Origin of the sequence: Pseudomonas sp. F8002 (assembly GCF_013385495.1) — a bacterium.
Lineage (GTDB): Bacteria > Pseudomonadota > Gammaproteobacteria > Pseudomonadales > Pseudomonadaceae > Aquipseudomonas.
Genome location: NZ_JACAPW010000002.1, coordinates 84728 through 100560 on the forward strand (window position 1 = coordinate 84728; position 15833 = coordinate 100560).

The window sequence follows — 15833 nt, forward strand, 5'->3', positions numbered from 1 at the left end:
TAAACCACGCTGGCCGAACGCAGGCTTCGGAACCCCGCAATAAGTTATCCGGCTATTGTTACTTCACCTGCCCGCCACACACCGGCCACTTATCAATAAGCACACTTGATATTGCAACTTCCCCCAACCTTCTATCTGAACAAACTCTGAACCAGTAACAAATTAAGTCATTAACCGTTGACATCCGGCAACTGCCTGAGTAAATTCCCCGTGCCTGCAACTCAGGGCCATTTTTCAACCTCACAAAAGAAGCCAATGGACACAGTATCTAGTCGTTGTCCGATCACCGTGAATGCGGCGAATCGGGCGCCAAACCCAGAAAAAATGACGGGACTCGCCTTTCCGGCCGAGTAAGCTGCGCTAGAGCCTGACGCTCCAACGTAACTGCCTCACCGGATGCCAGTCCGGTCCCGAGGTGTGTTATGACCTTTCAACTGATTGTTTTACCTGATCTGCGTACGCTGGCTAACGCCCTGCGTGCCAAATTGTGCCGCGAGCCCGTAGGCTTTTCCCCTACCCGCAGCACCTTTGTGACCTCATCCCCCCGCGTGTGCCCGACTCCCCGGGCACACTGGCGTATCTGCCCCACCACCGGCCACCTGGTCCAGCAATGGGATCACGCCGACCCTCAAGACCCACAGAGACGGGACGTTTCCAGCCTGGTCGCGCAAGCGAGCCTGATGCTGAGCCTCTACGTGGACGCTCGCGCGGCATAAGCCAGCTGGAAACAGCAACTTCCTGATTATCCGTTAATTGATTAGCTGGAGTTCTCTATGGACGAAGCCAGTAGTAGCCCGCTGCGCGCTAGTTAACTAAGGCGCTGTTAGCGGGCCCATAGAAAGTTACCCAACACCTTATTTAAACCGATCGCGAAGTCAGCGACTCGGCATGCTTTCGCTCGCCTGTCATCAGGTAAGTACCGGGTATGTTTTGTCGAAAAATTGGCGACAGGAGTACACACAATGAGCGCAGTAAAAAACCCGAAACCGCACAAGAAAAACGGCACGGATACCGACACCAAGCTGTCGATGCGTGCCGCCCGCGAAGCCCAGAACGGCCTCTCGGCAACCCTCGCCAATGTCCGGGCAACCAAGGATGGCCTGACCGAACTGGATGCCTCTGCTCGCCTGCAACGTGAAGGCTACAACGAGGTAGCCCACGACAAGCCGCCTCACGCCATCGTGCAATTCCTCCAGGCCCTGAACAACCCGTTCATCTATGTGCTGCTGACCCTCGGCGCCATCAGTTTCTTCACTGACTACTGGCTGCCACTGCAGGCTGGTGAAGAAGCCGACCTGACCAAGGTCATCATTATCATGACCATGGTCATGCTCAGCAGCCTGCTGCGCTTCTGGCAGGAGCATCGTTCGGCCAAGTCCGCCGAGGCCTTGAAGGCCATGGTGCGTACCACCGCCACGGTGTTGCGCCGCGAGCAAGTGGGCTCCAAGCCGACCCTGCGGGAAGTGCCGATGCGCGACCTGGTGGCCGGCGATATCGTGCAACTGTCTGCCGGCGACATGATCCCGGCCGACATCCGCCTGATCGAGTCCCGCGACCTGTTCATCAGCCAGGCCGTGCTGACCGGCGAAGCCTTGCCGGTAGAGAAGTACGACACCCTCGGGGATGTGACGCAAAAATCCGCCACGTCCACGGCGGCCGACCAGGGCAACCTGCTGGACCTGCCGAACATCTGTTTCATGGGCACCAACGTGGTCAGCGGCCGGGCGAAAGCCGTGGTGGTTGCCACCGGCCCGCGCACCTACTTTGGCTCGTTGGCCAAGGCGATTGTCGGCTCCCGGGTGCAAACCGCATTTGACCGCGGGGTGAACAGCGTCAGCTGGCTGTTGATCCGCTTCATGCTGGTAATGACGCCGATCGTGTTCTTCCTCAACGGCTTCTCCAAGGGTGACTGGAGCGACGCGTTGCTGTTCGCCCTGGCAGTGGCGGTAGGCCTCACCCCGGAAATGCTGCCGATGATCGTCAGCGCCAACCTGGCCAAGGGTGCAACCGCCATGGCCAAGCGCAAGGTGGTGGTCAAGCGCCTCAACGCGATCCAGAACTTCGGTTCGATGGACGTGCTGTGCACCGACAAGACCGGCACCCTGACCCAGGACAAGATCATCCTCGAGCACCACGTCAACGCCTTTGGCAACCGTGATGATTCAGTGCTGACCCTCGCCTGGCTCAACAGCCATCACCAGAGCGGCATGAAGAACCTGATGGACCAGGCGGTCGTACAGTTCTCCGAGCAGAATCCGAAGTTCCAGGTGCCGTTTGCCTACAGCAAGGTGGATGAGTTGCCGTTCGACTTTATTCGCCGTCGCCTGTCGATCGTGGTCAAGGACGCGCAAAACGATCACCTGCTGGTGTGCAAGGGGGCGGTCGAGGAGATGCTGAGCATTTCCACCCACGTGATGGAAGGCGACGTGGCCGTCGAGCTCGATGATCGGCGTCGCAACGAGTTGCTGGCGATTGCCCAGGACTACAACGAGGACGGCTTCCGGGTGCTGGTGCTGGCCACCCGCAACATTCCCCAGGCACTCGCCCGCAAGCAGTACACCACGGCCGATGAGCGCAACCTGGTGATCCGTGGTTTCCTGACCTTCCTTGATCCACCAAAGGAAACCGCTGGCCCGGCGATCGCTGCCCTGCGCGAAATTGGCGTGGCGGTCAAAGTGCTCACCGGCGACAACGCCATCGTCACCAGCAAGATCTGCCGCCAGGTCGGCCTGGAGCCAGGCGTACCGTTGCTGGGGACGGAAATCGAAGCGATGGACGACGCCACCCTCAAGCTGCGGGTCGAGGAGCGCACGGTGTTCGCCAAGCTGACGCCGCTGCAGAAGTCGCGGGTGCTCAAGACCTTGCAGTCCAACGGCCACACCGTGGGCTTCCTCGGCGACGGCATCAACGACGCTCCGGCCTTGCGGGCTGCCGACGTGGGCATCTCGGTGGACAGTGCGACGGACATTGCCAAGGAATCCGCCGACATCATCCTGCTGGAAAAGAGCCTGATGGTGCTGGAAGAAGGCGTGCTGAAAGGCCGCGAGACCTTCGGCAATATCATGAAGTACCTGAACATGACCGCCAGTTCCAACTTCGGCAACGTGTTCTCGGTGCTGGTGGCCAGTGCGTTCATCCCGTTCCTGCCAATGCTGTCGATCCACCTGCTGCTGCAAAACCTGATGTACGACATCTCCCAGCTGGCTTTGCCGTGGGACAAGATGGACAAGGAATACCTGGCCAAGCCACGCAAGTGGGACGCGAAAAACATTGGCCGCTTCATGATCTGGATCGGGCCGACCTCGTCGATCTTCGACATGACCACCTTTGCCCTGATGTGGTACGTGTTCTCGGCCAACAGCGTGGAAATGCAGACCCTGTTCCAGTCCGGCTGGTTCATCGAGGGGCTGCTCTCGCAAACCCTGGTGGTGCACATGCTGCGCACCCGCAAGATCCCGTTCTTTCAGAGCAACGCCGCATGGCCGGTGATGATGATGACCTGCATCGTGATCGGGCTGGGCATCTACGTACCGTTCTCGCCGCTGGGCGCGATGGTCGGCCTGGAGCCGCTGCCACTGGCGTACTTCCCATGGCTGGTGGGCACCCTGGTCGCCTACTGCTGCGTGGCACAACTGATGAAAACCCTCTACATCCGCCGCTTCAAGCAGTGGTACTGATCAACCGCCCCTGAAAGCGCTGGCTGTCGGTAGATAGCCAGTGCACGCGGAGACAGACAATGAACACACTTATGAGCTACCTCGACAACGCTGCTCGCGCGCTGCTGGTGTTCGGCCTCGCCCAGGCGGCCAAGGCGGTGATGGTGCTGGGCGTACGGCTGTACGCGCGCAACGTGCTCAGCGCCGTGGAAATGCGCTTCATGCTGGGCTTCTCCAGCAGCTTGAACAGTACGTGCATCCGCTTGCTGCGCCCGCGTCGATAAATGGCAATACGCACTACAAGGAAAGATCACCATGCGCGTCTTGATCTGTGCAGGTCGTCATTACGCCGATACAAAAATGTCCCGCCAGGTGCTGGACGCCTACCACCGCCTGCGCCCGGTGCAGGTGTTGATCCACGGTGGCAGCCAGTTCCTGGGCAGCGACGTGGAAGACTGGGCCCGGGAAACCGGAGTGGATGTGGTGCGTTACCCACCCAACTGGCAACGCCATGGCAAGCAGGCCGAACGCCATCGCAACCAGTTCATGCTCACCGACAGCCGGCCCGACGTGATCATCGCGCTGCCCGGTGGCGACGACACCTCGGAACTGGTGAGCCAGGCCAGGGCCAGTGGCATCCATGTGCTGACTGTAGACAGCTGAATCAACCCTTATTGGAGTATCCAGGCATGAACGAAGAACCCCGTTGTAGCAGTACCCCGTTGCACACCCTTTTCTATTTGAAACACGGCGCGTCCCTGCCAAGTCCGGTCGGGGCGCGCCACCGGCTGTTGATCGAGGTTCACCATGTACAAGAAACACACCCCTGACGGTTTCACTAAATACCGCAACCGCACCACCCACGTTACCTTTCATCCCCTGCCCGCCTCCAAGCTTCGGGCAGTGCGGCGCAACCTGATTTTCGTCGGCGTGACCGCGGGCATCGTGCTGGTGCTCAGCCTGATGTCGAATGCCCATGCGGCCGGCGGCTCCTACGTGGTCGACGACGGCGCAATCAACGCCCCGGGCGAATGCAATGTCGACGCCTGGTTCACCGCCAACCGGCACGCTGGCTCAACCCACAGTGAAACCCTGGCGCCGGCCTGCACCTCCGCTGCCATTGCGTGGTTGCAGTGGACTGCCGCCGTGTCCCGGGCCAACCATGATGGCGACGGCGAAACCCAAGTGAATCCGCAGCTCAAGGCGCAGTTGTGGGCCCGAGAAGACCTGGGCCTGGAACTGGCCGCGTCTGCCGGCGTACATTACGCGCTGAACCGCCAGCACTCGTTTGATGGAGCGGACTTGAATGTGCCGTTTACCTGGCAGCCCATGGAGGCCCTGCGGCTTAACTTCAACGCCGGCTGGAGCCACGCCTATAACGACGGCGACCAGACCCATCGGCCGACCTGGGGTACCGGGTTTGAATACAGCCTGATGGACTCACTGACACTGATCGCCGAACGCTACGGCCAGCAAGGCGGCGACCAAGCGTGGCAAGCCGGGCCGAGGGTGCATATCGGCAAGAATGTGGACGTGGACCTGGTGGTAGGACGCAGTTTGATCGGGGATCAGCATCAATGGCTCACGACGGGGGCCACACTGCGGTTCTAACCCGCAGACGATGACCCCAGTGGCGAGGGAGCTTGCTGTGGCGAGGGAGCTTGCTCCCGCTGGGCTGCGTAGCGGCCCCGGAATCTTTGGGAGCGCTTCGCACTCCAGCGGGAGCAAGCTCCCTCGCCACAGGTTGGTATGACCGTAATAGCGATTTAAACCTGCCCCTTGGCCTGCTGCTCCAGATGCACCTGCAACTCAGGATCAATCTTCAACTGCGCCGCCAGCTCATCCAGATAATTGCGCTCCGCGTCCCGCTGTTCATCCACCAGCAGCACACTGACCAGGTACACCTCCGACGCCACCGCCGGGTCGCCGGCAAACTCGGCAAAATCCGCCGCATTCAGCGGTTTGGCTACCTCGGCATCCAGCCACGCCTGCAATTGCGGATCATCGGTGTGCTTGCCGATCTCGGCCGAGATCATCTGTTGCTCCCGCTCATCAATCTCGCCATCCGCCTTGGCTGCCGCGATCAATGCACGCAGCACGGCGTGGCTGTGTTCTTCGACCTGCGCGCCAGACAACTGGTCAACCGTCTGCAACGCCTGCTGCGGCGCCGACGCCTGTTGCCGCTGCCAGGCCTGATACGCCTGGAACGCCATCATCCCCAACGACGCCAGCGCCGCGTAGTTGGTGCCGCCGGTGCGCCCCTGAGGCGCCGCACGGGTTCCGCCGAGCATGCCGCCCAGGCCACCGAGCAAGCCACCAAGGCCGCCACCGCCGGAAGCCGAAGCAGCGCTGCCGCCCAGCAAACCGCCAAGCAAGCCGCCCAAACCACCGAGCCCGCCCTGAGACCCGGGTGCAGCGCCGCCCTGCTGGCTGGACGAGGCCTGGCCCGCCCGCAACAATTGTTCCAGTAGATCGCCGGTATTCATGGTGTCACCCTCCCAGGGCGCAGAGTTCCAGATCAACAACAATAGCTGCGCTGCGCGAGAACACCATGACCGCCCGGCAGGCTCGCATTATCATGGCGACGCGCCCCCCATCGAGGAACCTCACGTGACCCGTACCGAGCAGATTGCCTTGATGGCGACCTATAACCAGTGGATGAACCGCAAGGTGTATGAAGCGGCCCACGGCCTGAGCGACGAAGACTTGATTGCCGACCGTGGCGCGTTCTTCGGGTCGATCCTTGGCACGCTGAACCACCTCGCCCTGGGTGATCGCGTCTGGCTCAAGCGTTTCGCCGAGCATCCGGCAGGCTTTGCCGCGCTGGCACCGCTAAGCGCATTGGCGTTGCCGCCACGCCTGAATCAACTGGCCTTCGCCGATATCCGTGAACTGTCGGCCCATCGCGCCTGGCTCGACCAGCTCATCATCGACTGGGTGCAATCCATCAGCGAGCCGGACCTGGATCAGCCCCTGCAGTACCACAACATGGCGGGCACGCCCATGAACAAGAATTTTCATGCACTGCTCGTGCACTTCTTCAATCACCAGACCCACCACCGGGGCCAGGTGACAACGCTGCTGACCCAGGCCGGGCGCGACGTGGGCGACACCGACCTGCTGGCGCTGATGGACTAGTTCAACCGCCGCTGTACTCGGCGTACGCCTGTATCAGCGCGGGGAAATTCTCCCTCTCCGGGAGCTGCGCAAAGCTGTGCTGCGCCGGGGTAGTCGCCCACGGCAGCTTTTCACTGGTCCAGGTCTCTATGAATGGCACATAACCGCTGGCGTCATCCAGCATGGTGGGGCGCAGGTTGATCAGATCTTCCACGCCATTGGGGCGGGAAAACATCCAACTCATGCAGTGGGGGCAGCAGTAGTGGCGGTCTACGCCATGCAACCCGCCGATCACCGGGTTGCCCTGGGTGATGGTGAATCCGTGGCTGGGGATCAGCGCGCTCAGCGAGAACGCGCTGGATGACATCTTCTGGCACCCTGTGCAGTGGCACGCCATGGTGATCAATGGTTTTTCGGTCACGGTAAAACGCACCCGGTCACAACGGCAGCCGCCTTCCTGGGACTCTTGATTGCTCATCTTCCACTCCAGTCACATTGTGTGTGTGACCGGAGGATAAACGAGCGGGTGCGTCGCGAACAGCAATGCCGGTCAGGTTACGGCGCGGCAATCACCATGGATACGCCAGGTACTTCTGCAACTGGCCTTTGCGTCACCAGCAAGCGCAATGGGTGTCGAAAGGAGCGCAATACCCTCAAACGAACGCATGGAGCAGCGAACTGTCATAAAAGACAGAGCGGTGAACATCAGCCAATGGCTGCCCCGCCCTGCCCGCGCGCATCAGCAGATTACCGATGCGACGCATCCCCCAAGAAGGAGACGCTTACATGGTCATTCACTTCAAGGTCGCCGGGCATCTTGCCTGCGGTCATCACGGCAACAACCTCCCTTCCAGCACCGAGCTGAATCGGGTCAAGTGCCGTACCTGCCGTAACACCGAAGTCTTCAAGGAAGCCCGCCGCACCCAACGCAACGCCGCTCGGCGTGCCGCGCGCAAGTCCAAAACCGCCCATGCCGCCGGTGACTGGCGCAGTGCCTGGACCCAGCGCCTGACCGACCTGCCAGGCCGTCAGCGCCTGCCACGCGGGTTCCACGGCCAGCCATTCGTTTAAGTTACGCAGCCGGGGCACGACGGTAAGCGGCCAACAGCACGCCCATCGTCATCAACAACCCACCCGCCCCGCGATTGAAATGCTGCAAATGTGCGGGCCGCAGGCGACTGAGCAAGCGTGCCCCGCATACCGCGTAGAACATCATGATGCTGACATTGAGCACGCACAGCGCCAGCAACAGGCACGCGTACTGCGGCAGTTGTGCCTGGGTGCTGTCGACGAATTGCGGCAGGAATGCCGACATGAACAACAATGCCTTGGGATTGGAAATCGCCACCAGGAAACTGCGGGTGAAAATACTCGCCGAGTGGGTGCCGCCGTCCTCACCTTCGCCCACCGATGGCAACGCCGCCTGGGGTGATCGCAACATCTGCCAGCCGATCCAGATGAGGTACGCCGAACCGATCCATTTCAGCGCCTGAAACAACCCTTCGCTGGCCGCCAGCAGCAATCCCAGGCCACACGCCACAGCCGTCACCAGCAACGCGTCGGCCAACACCGCCCCGGCCATGCCCCAGAACGCCGCCTGCAAACCATGGCGCGAACCATTTTGCAGGGCCAACAGAACCGTCGGGCCAGGTATCGCGATAATCGCGGCGCTCATCATGACGAACAGAAATAAGGTTGCCAGGGACATGACAGGTTCCTACGGGCTGATCAGCTGCGAATCATCGCACCCTATCCTCTATGTGGCGAGGGAGCTTGCTCCCGTTGGGCTGCGCAGCGGCCCCAAAATCCCGGGAGCGCTTCGCACTCCAGCGGGAGCAAGCTCCCTCGCCACCGGTCATGTATTGCTCAATTGGGTGCCAATAAAAAGCCCCGGATTGACCGAGGCTGTTGAGGGCTCATGCATCATTGGCGACCGGCCTAGACCGTGCCTTGTAACCCGGTAGCGCCGCGGCATACGCCAGCGCCTGTTCACGGGAACCGAAGGATGCCAGGCGATCAGCCTTGGTACAGACGCGCCACGGGCCGCTGTTGACCTGCACGATGTCATAACCGTTGAGATGCAGCTTGTTCAGCATGGGAGTGCTCATAGTCACCTCTCTCTCCAGAGATAATCCAGGTGTTTGCCCGGTCTACCATACACCCGCTGACGACGAGGCAGCCTACCGGACGTCGAGTCAGCGGTAGGCTGGCAACCCCCATCGCGCGAGGTCAAACGCCTCCAGGCTCAGCAGTCTTCCATCCGCATGCAGGAACTTCTCCTGCGGCATCGCCGGGTCCGGGATGGCCACGGCGTACATGCCGGCCGCCTTGGCCGCAGTGATACCGAATGGGGAATCCTCGAACACCAGGCATTCAGCGGGCGTCACTCCCAGTCGCTGGGCGGCCACCAGGAAGATATCCGGCGCCGGCTTGGCAGCGCCTACCTGAGGGTCATCGGCGGTGACGATGGCATCGAACAAGCAGAACCAGTCGCGGTGCAAGGTGATTTTCAGTTCGAAATAGTGCCGCGACGAACTGGTACCCACCGCAATCGGCACACCGTGGGCCGACAAATGCCGCACCAGCGCCTGGGCCCCGGCCATGGCCGCCGCCTGGGGAAACCGCGCATTCATCAATGGTGTGCGTTCCTGCAAGAACGTCTCGGGGCTCATCGGCAAGCCCACGGCCTGCACGATATAGCTGGCCAGTTCATAAGCCCCCAGGCCGATGGTGTTCTGCTTCATGCTCCAGTCAAAGGTGCGGCCGTAGCGGTCGGCAATCAGTTGGGTGACTTCGGTGTAGATGCCTTCGGTGTCGAGCAGCAGGCCGTCCATGTCGAAGATCACGGCCTTGATCGGCGCGGGTAGCGGTGCATTCATCACGGTGTCCTCAGGTGCGCCCGGCGTAATGGTCGATCAAGCGGTTGAGCAAAATCGCCAGCACGATGATCACCCCGGTGATCGCCATCTGGTAGAACGAGCCCAGCCCCAGCAGGTTGAAGATATTGCGCAACACCTGCAGCAGCATCACCGCCACCGCCGTGCCTACCACGCTGCCGCGCCCGCCGAACAGGCTGGTGCCACCCAGCACCACGGCGGCAATTGCATCCAGTTCCAGGCCCTGGGCAGCGGTCGGTTGGCCGACGTGCAGGCGTGAGGTCATCAACAAGCCGGCGAATGCTGCCAGGCCGCCGCAGATGGCGAACACCGCAATCGTCACCGCCCGCACCGGCACGCCGGACAGCCGCGCAGCCTCCAGGTTGCCGCCGGTGGCCAGCACATACTCGCCAAACACCGTGTAGCGCAGCACCAGCCAGGCGATGACGGTGATCAGGATAAAGATCAGCCCCAGCACCGGAAATGCAATGCCAGCGCTGGGCCAGATGTCGATCATGGCCGAGCCGAACGAGGTGAAGCTGGCCGGCAATCCGCCAATCGGCGCACCGTCGGATGCCAGGAAGGTGGCCCCGCGCAGCGACACCAGCCCGGCCAGGGTGATGATAAAACTTGGCACCTTGCCAAACACCGTGAGGCTGCCCATCAAGGTGCCGATGGCCAGTCCCACCAGCAACGTGGCCGGCACCGCCAGCCAGCCGCTGACCTGCTGCTGCAGGAGCACCGCCACCAGGATCCCGCCGAAGGCACACAGGCTGCCCACCGACAGGTCGATATTGGCCGTAAGGATAACGAAGGTCATGCCGATGGCGATGATCCCGACAATCGCCCCCTGCTGGAACAGGTTGGCGATGTTGCCGAAGGTCAGGAAGTCGTCCGACAGGAACGTCGCCACCACCACCGCAAACAGGAAAATGAACACGAAGTTGTAGCGCATCACCCACTCCAGCACCGCACTGCGACGGCGGCTGGTGAGGGTGACGGGCTTATCGAAAACCGGGCTTGGGTTGCTTGCAATAGTCATGGTTCTACACTCGTTCTACCGATAAGGATGGCCTGGTCGATCTGGTCGCGACTGGCAGTCAAGGGGTCGAAACACAGCGCGTTGCGCCCCTCATGCATCACCCAGATGCGGTCGCAATTGACGTACAACTCGTCCAGCTCACTGCTGGCGACCAGCACCGCCGCCCCTTCCTGCGCCAGGCTGCGGGCCAGGGCATACAGGTCGGCCTTGGCGCCGACATCCAGGCCACGACTGGGCTCGTCCAGCAGCAACAGGCGCGCGCCGTCGATCACCCACTTGGCCATGACCACCTTCTGTTGATTGCCGCCGGAGAGCTGGCGTACCGGTTGCTCAAGGTTGTCGAGCTTGGTCTGCAAGCGCTGCAGCACCGGGCCGGCGCGGTCCTTGGCCTGGCGATGGGAGAACCAGTTCAAGTGCCGGGTGTGCACCAGGCAGGCGTTGCGGTAGATCGGCGCATCCAGCAGCAGGCCTTCGGTCTTGCGGTTTTCCGGCACCAACCCGACGCCCTGGCGGATCGCCTGGCGCGAGGTTTGCGGCTGATAAGGCTGGCCAAACAGTTCAACATCGCTGTCGTTGCGCCCCACGCCAAACAAGGCTTTGAGCAACGTGCTGCGCCCTGCCCCGTTAAGCCCGGCAAGCCCGACAATTTCGCCCTGACGCACTTCCAGCCCCTGCACGTCCAGGCCCTGCTCGCCTTGCAGCCGGCGAATATTCAGCGCCAGGTTGTCCCGCGGCGCCTGACGCGGGCTGCGTTCCAGCAGGTCGCGGTGCTCGCCGACCACGGCGGCGATCAGCGCCTGGTCGTCAATGTGCGCCAGCTCGTGGGTTTGCAGGGTTCGCCCGGCACGCAGCACCGTGACCCGGTCGCCGATCTCGCGAATTTCATTCAAGCGGTGGCTGACATACAGCACCGCCACACCCGCCGCAGTGATCTCGCGAATCACCTGGAACACCCGCTTGAGTTCGGTCTCGTTCAGCGCCGCCGAAGGCTCATCCATCACCACCAGCCGGGCCTCACAGGTCAGTGCCCGGGCGATGGCCGCCAATTGCTGGTTGGCAATCGACAGGCTGCCCACCCGGTCGGAACTCGAGAAGTTGGCCCCGACCCGCAAAAGCGCGGCCTTGGCCAACGCACTGCGCTTGCCCCGGGAAATAATCCCGAAGCGCTGGGGCGCATAGCCGAGCATCAGGTTCTCTTCGACGGTCATCTGCGGGATCAGGTCGAGCTCCTGATAGATCATCGCGATCCCGGCCTGGCGCGCCTGCTGCGGATTCTTCAGTTCCACCCGCCGGCCCGCCACCGACATCTCGCCGCCATCCGGACGATGGGCGCCGGCGACGATTTTCAACAGGGTACTTTTGCCCGCGCCATTGGCACCCAGCAGGCAATGCACCTCACCGGGCCGAACGTCAAGGGAGGCATCGGTCAGCGCCACCACATTGGGCGGAAAACGCTTGCTGACATGACGGATATCCAGGGCCAACTCACTCATGATCCTGCTCCAGCAAATAGCGGGCGGTGGCCGCGTCGGTGGCCAGCACATTGACGTAGCCGGCCTTGACGCTGGCGTGGACGATGCGGTGCTTCTGCGCGCCGACGCACACGGCAATGGACCAGGCCTTGTCGCGCAAGGCGGCCAACGGCAGGCCCAGGGTGCGGGCGTCGAGTTCGGGCATCACCGGTTCACCGTCCATGCCGATAAAACGGCCCATGATGTCGCCGACCGCGCCCAGGCGTTCCAGCTCTTCGAGCAATGGCCGGTCGATGTAACCCGACTCCATCAACACCGAATGATCAGACAACTCCCCCAGGCTGAAACACGCCACCGGCGCCTGTTGCCCGAGGCGCAATACCTGGGCGATCACCGGGTCCTGCTCCAGCGCCTCGCGGGTATGCACATGCCCGAGAATCGCCGGCACCGGCAGCAACGTGGCCTGGCCACGGGCAGCCTGGGCGAAGCGCTCGGCGACGTTATGGCTGGACTCGCCCATCGAACGGGTATTGATCGCGCCGTTCAGCAGCACCACGTTGACCCCCTCGTTCCAGCGCGGCACCAGCCACTGGGCCATTTTGGTCAGGGTGCGGCCCCACGACACGCCGATCAGCGCCGGCATCGGCTGCAAGTTGCACAGGTAACGGGCGGCGGCCTGGGTCACGACGTTCAGCGCGGTGTCGGCATCTTCCACATCCAGCACCAATGCTTCACGCAGGCCGAAGCGCCGTTGCAAAGCCACTTCCAGCTGCGGCAAGCGCGCCGAGCGAGCGACGATATCGATGCGCACCACCCCGCAATCCCGCGCCTCGCGCAGCAAGCGGCTGACTTGCCAGCGGGTCAGGCCGGTCTCCCGGGAGATATCGCTTTGGGTCTTTTCCAGGTCGTAATACAGCTTGGCCACCTGGACCATCAAGTCATCGCGCTGGGAATCGGCCGACAACCGCGTGGCAAACGTTTCTTCAGGATGGGCGCTCATGCTGCCGGCCTTACGCCGAGCGTGCGGTTCGCCGGTGGCTTGCAACTGATGGGCGCGACACTGTCGGTGGCGGCGCGGTAGCGGCCCAACAGCTCGATGTATTGCTCGTGGGCGTAAGGGTCGGGCTCGATCAGCCGGCCGATGGTGGTGAAGTCGGTAGCGGCTTCCTGCAAGGTGCCGAACTCACCAAGGGCGCAGGCGGCAGCGGCGGCGGTGCCGATCAGGGTGAGGTTATCGTGGGGCACCATTTCGAACGGCACACCGGTGGCATCCACCGTGGCCTGCAACCACAACGGGTTCTTCTGGAAACCACCGGCGGCGACCACCCGGGTGATCTCGATGCCCTCGGAGCGCCAGGTGTGAAAGATGTTCGCCGAGCCCAGGGCAATCGCTTCCACCGAGGCGCGGTACAGGTCATGCCGGTCATGGTTCAGCGACAGGCCCATGATCGCGCCGCGCATGTCCGGTGAGCGGTACGGTGTACGGTTGCCCATCCAGTAATCGAGCACCAGCAAGCCGGTGGAGCCGGGCTGCAGTTCTGCGGCCTGGCGGATCAGGCGCTGGTGCCCGGCATCGTCGAGGCCGAACATCTTTTGCGCCAGCCAGTTGAGGATCGAACCGGCGGAGACTTGCCCGCCTTCCATCAACCATTGGCCGTCGAGCAAGGCGCCGGGGTACGGGCCCCAGATGCCCGGTACGTCGATGCGTTGCGGGGTGTGCATCAGTTGCACCACCGAGGTACCGCCGATAAACAACAGCTCGCCGGCGCCAGTGGTACCGGCACTGAGCATCGCCATGTGGGCGTCGATTCCGCCCTGGGCCACCAGGGTGTCGCGGCTCAGGCCCAGATGATTGGCGGCATCGGCGCTCAATGGGCCGATCCGGCCACCGACTTTGATCACTTCCTGAGGGAGTTTTTGCGCCAGTTCAGGCACGCCCAGTTCGGCGTACAACTCCACCGGAAAACGCTGCTGCAGGGTGTCGTAATTCCACTTGCAACTGGCATTCAATTGGGAGGCGACCCAGCGCCCGGTCAACTGAAAGTTGATCCAGTCCACGGCCTCGCAAATACGCTCGGCGCGCTGGTAAACCTGAGGCTCGTGCTCGGCCAGCCACATGGCCTTGGGCACCAGCCATTCCACCGCGTCACCGCCCTGGTTCATCATCGGGTGGCTGACGTGGGCCGTGCGCGCCGACTCGGCAGCGGCGCGGCAATCCATCCATAACAACGCCGGGGCCAGGGGTTGGCCGTCCGCCTGGGCAACCACCACGGTGGAGGCTGTGGTGGCAACGCACACCGCCGCCACCTGCGGGTGCCCGGCCTGGGCCATCAACTGCCGGCAGGCCTTGCCCAGCGCCGACCACCAGTCCGCCGGCGCCTGCTCGGCCCAACCCAGCTGCGGGTATTGCGTGGCATACGGCGCCTCGGCGACGTGTACCAGTTTGTGGCTGTGCAGGTCATACAAACCAGCCCGCACCCCACCTGTTCCGAAATCCAGTCCCAACAACAAGGTCATCGGTAGTTCTCCTGCGTCTTGTAACAACGCTTTTTGTTTTAAGCCCGGCAACGCACAGCGCCGTCGGGCTTGGCGACACACAGCTGACGGCGTGGCTCAGGGACGGAAAATCACCTTGGCCGCGACTTCGCTGCGATCGGCATAGCGCTTGAACATCGCCGGCAACTCATCCAGCGGCAAGTCGTGGGTAATCATGAACTGCCACTGCAATTCACCGGAAGCCAGCTTGTCGATGGAGGCCGTCCACTCATCGCCCGGGAACGGTGCCGAGAACGAGTTCCAGGCGCCGTGCAGGGAGATTTCCTGGCGCAGGAAGTGCGAGAAGGTTGCGGTGCTGAGGGCCACGTCACTGGTGGGAATGCCGATAAACACCACATGCCCGCCAGCCTTGGTCAGTTGCACGGCCTGGTTGATCGAGCTGGGATGGCCTGCCGCTTCAATCACCAGTTGGCAACGGGGCAACTCGGCATCCGCCGCGCCGCTGAGCAGGGTGTGGGTGGCGCCGGCTTCGCGGGCCATGGCGAGTTTCTCTTCGGCGATGTCGATGGCGACGATGTCCTTGGCCCCCATGATCCGCAGCCACTGGATCGCAAACAGGCCGATCGGCCCGCAACCTACCACCGCCCCGCTCTGCCCGGCCTTGAAGTCGGCTTTCCAGATCGCATGCAGGGCAATCGCCGCCGGGTCCACCAGGGACGCGGCAATCGGGTCCATGCCTTGGGGCACCTTGATCAGGTTGCTCAGGGGCACATTGACGTACTCGGCATACGCGCCGTCGCGGCGGCTGCCGAAGTAATCGTAGCGCTCCGAGCGGGACGGAAAGCCTCGGGCATATTGGTCGCTGCTGACGTCCGGGATCATCGGCGGCACTGTCACCAATTCGCCGATGGCATAGCCTTCGACACCGCTGCCGATCTCTTCGATAAAGCCTGCGAATTCATGGCCGCAAATCAGCGGCATCACATGGGCGCCCTTGCTCAGCATGCGCGGGATATCCGAGCCGCACACGCCGCAGGCGGCGACCCGAACCAGCGCGTGGCCGGCCTTGACCGCAGGTTTTGGAACATTTTCGACCCGGATATCGCCCGGTTGGTACATGACGGCAGCTTTCACAGTGAATTCCTCTGTTGAGTGACGAGTGCGTTCGACCAGG

General features: G+C 62.5%; 17 protein-coding genes. 7 read left to right on the forward strand and 10 right to left on the reverse strand.

All coding sequences use genetic code 11. The features are described from left to right. Window positions 1-422: 422 nt before the first annotated feature. From HX811_RS02695 to HX811_RS02715, 5 genes are all read left to right on the forward strand, one after another. Window positions 423-716: a hypothetical protein gene (locus HX811_RS02695; RefSeq protein WP_003219143.1), complete on the forward strand. Its 294-nt coding sequence runs from the start codon at window positions 423-425 to the stop codon at window positions 714-716. Window positions 717-962: 246 nt separating this feature from the next. Next, the gene (gene mgtA, locus HX811_RS02700; RefSeq protein ID WP_177044606.1) at window positions 963-3677 is read left to right on the forward strand and encodes a magnesium-translocating P-type ATPase; all 2715 of its coding nucleotides are present in this window, start codon (window positions 963-965) and stop codon (window positions 3675-3677) included. Window positions 3678-3736: 59 nt separating this feature from the next. Then, on the forward strand, window positions 3737-3940 hold the full coding sequence (locus HX811_RS02705) for a hypothetical protein (RefSeq protein WP_256343952.1): 204 nt from the start codon (window positions 3737-3739) through the stop codon (window positions 3938-3940). Between the two features lie 31 nt (window positions 3941-3971). Next, window positions 3972-4319 carry a DUF2493 domain-containing protein gene (locus HX811_RS02710; protein WP_003217865.1) on the forward strand — a complete coding sequence of 116 codons (348 nt, stop codon included), beginning with the start codon at window positions 3972-3974 and terminating at the stop codon, window positions 4317-4319. 144 nt (window positions 4320-4463) lie between these two features. Beyond that, on the forward strand, window positions 4464-5267 hold the full coding sequence (locus tag HX811_RS02715; protein ID WP_177044607.1) for a hypothetical protein: 804 nt from the start codon (window positions 4464-4466) through the stop codon (window positions 5265-5267). A gap of 155 nt (window positions 5268-5422) precedes the next feature. On the opposite strand, the gene HX811_RS02720 is transcribed toward HX811_RS02715, so the two are convergent. After that, entirely contained in the window at window positions 5423-6142 is a 720-nt protein-coding gene (locus tag HX811_RS02720) for a tellurite resistance TerB family protein (RefSeq protein ID WP_177044608.1), read from the reverse strand. Window positions 6143-6266: 124 nt separating this feature from the next. On the opposite strand from HX811_RS02720, the gene HX811_RS02725 reads away from it, so the two are divergent. Continuing rightward, window positions 6267-6794 carry a DinB family protein gene (locus HX811_RS02725; protein ID WP_177044610.1) on the forward strand — a complete coding sequence of 176 codons (528 nt, stop codon included), beginning with the start codon at window positions 6267-6269 and terminating at the stop codon, window positions 6792-6794. A 1-nt stretch (window position 6795) separates the two neighbouring features. Here HX811_RS02725 and HX811_RS02730 read toward each other — a convergent pair whose 3' ends face one another. Continuing rightward, on the reverse strand, window positions 6796-7251 hold the full coding sequence (locus HX811_RS02730; RefSeq protein ID WP_003207766.1) for a GFA family protein: 456 nt from the start codon (window positions 7249-7251) through the stop codon (window positions 6796-6798). Window positions 7252-7559: 308 nt separating this feature from the next. Here HX811_RS02730 and HX811_RS02735 point away from each other — a divergent pair, with 308 nt between their 5' ends. Beyond that, window positions 7560-7844, forward strand: a complete 285-nt coding sequence (locus tag HX811_RS02735; RefSeq protein ID WP_003207761.1) for a hypothetical protein — start codon at window positions 7560-7562, stop codon at window positions 7842-7844. Window position 7845: 1 nt separating this feature from the next. On the opposite strand, the gene HX811_RS02740 is transcribed toward HX811_RS02735, so the two are convergent. From HX811_RS02740 to HX811_RS02775, 8 genes are all read right to left on the reverse strand, one after another. Continuing rightward, the gene (locus HX811_RS02740; protein WP_177044613.1) at window positions 7846-8481 is read right to left on the reverse strand and encodes a LysE family translocator; all 636 of its coding nucleotides are present in this window, start codon (window positions 8479-8481) and stop codon (window positions 7846-7848) included. 208 nt (window positions 8482-8689) lie between these two features. Beyond that, on the reverse strand, window positions 8690-8881 hold the full coding sequence (locus HX811_RS02745; RefSeq protein WP_023658809.1) for a hypothetical protein: 192 nt from the start codon (window positions 8879-8881) through the stop codon (window positions 8690-8692). Window positions 8882-8968: 87 nt separating this feature from the next. Beyond that, on the reverse strand, window positions 8969-9652 hold the full coding sequence (locus tag HX811_RS02750; protein WP_177044615.1) for an HAD-IA family hydrolase: 684 nt from the start codon (window positions 9650-9652) through the stop codon (window positions 8969-8971). Between the two features lie 10 nt (window positions 9653-9662). Beyond that, window positions 9663-10691: an ABC transporter permease gene (locus HX811_RS02755; RefSeq protein WP_003207754.1), complete on the reverse strand. Its 1029-nt coding sequence runs from the start codon at window positions 10689-10691 to the stop codon at window positions 9663-9665. Next, window positions 10688-12184 (reverse strand): sugar ABC transporter ATP-binding protein, encoded by a 1497-nt coding sequence (locus tag HX811_RS02760; RefSeq protein WP_177044617.1) that lies wholly within the window; start codon window positions 12182-12184, stop codon window positions 10688-10690. The genes HX811_RS02755 and HX811_RS02760 overlap by 4 nt, the downstream gene beginning before the upstream one ends. Beyond that, window positions 12177-13163, reverse strand: coding sequence for a sugar-binding transcriptional regulator (locus tag HX811_RS02765; RefSeq protein ID WP_102606040.1), 987 nt, complete (start codon window positions 13161-13163; stop codon window positions 12177-12179). The genes HX811_RS02760 and HX811_RS02765 overlap by 8 nt, the downstream gene beginning before the upstream one ends. Continuing rightward, window positions 13160-14680 carry a ribulokinase gene (locus tag HX811_RS02770; RefSeq protein WP_087693921.1) on the reverse strand — a complete coding sequence of 507 codons (1521 nt, stop codon included), beginning with the start codon at window positions 14678-14680 and terminating at the stop codon, window positions 13160-13162. Before HX811_RS02770 ends, HX811_RS02765 begins: the two co-directional genes overlap by 4 nt. A 96-nt stretch (window positions 14681-14776) precedes the next feature. Next, window positions 14777-15793, reverse strand: coding sequence for a galactitol-1-phosphate 5-dehydrogenase (locus tag HX811_RS02775; protein ID WP_371132342.1), 1017 nt, complete (start codon window positions 15791-15793; stop codon window positions 14777-14779). Window positions 15794-15833: the final 40 nt, after the last annotated feature.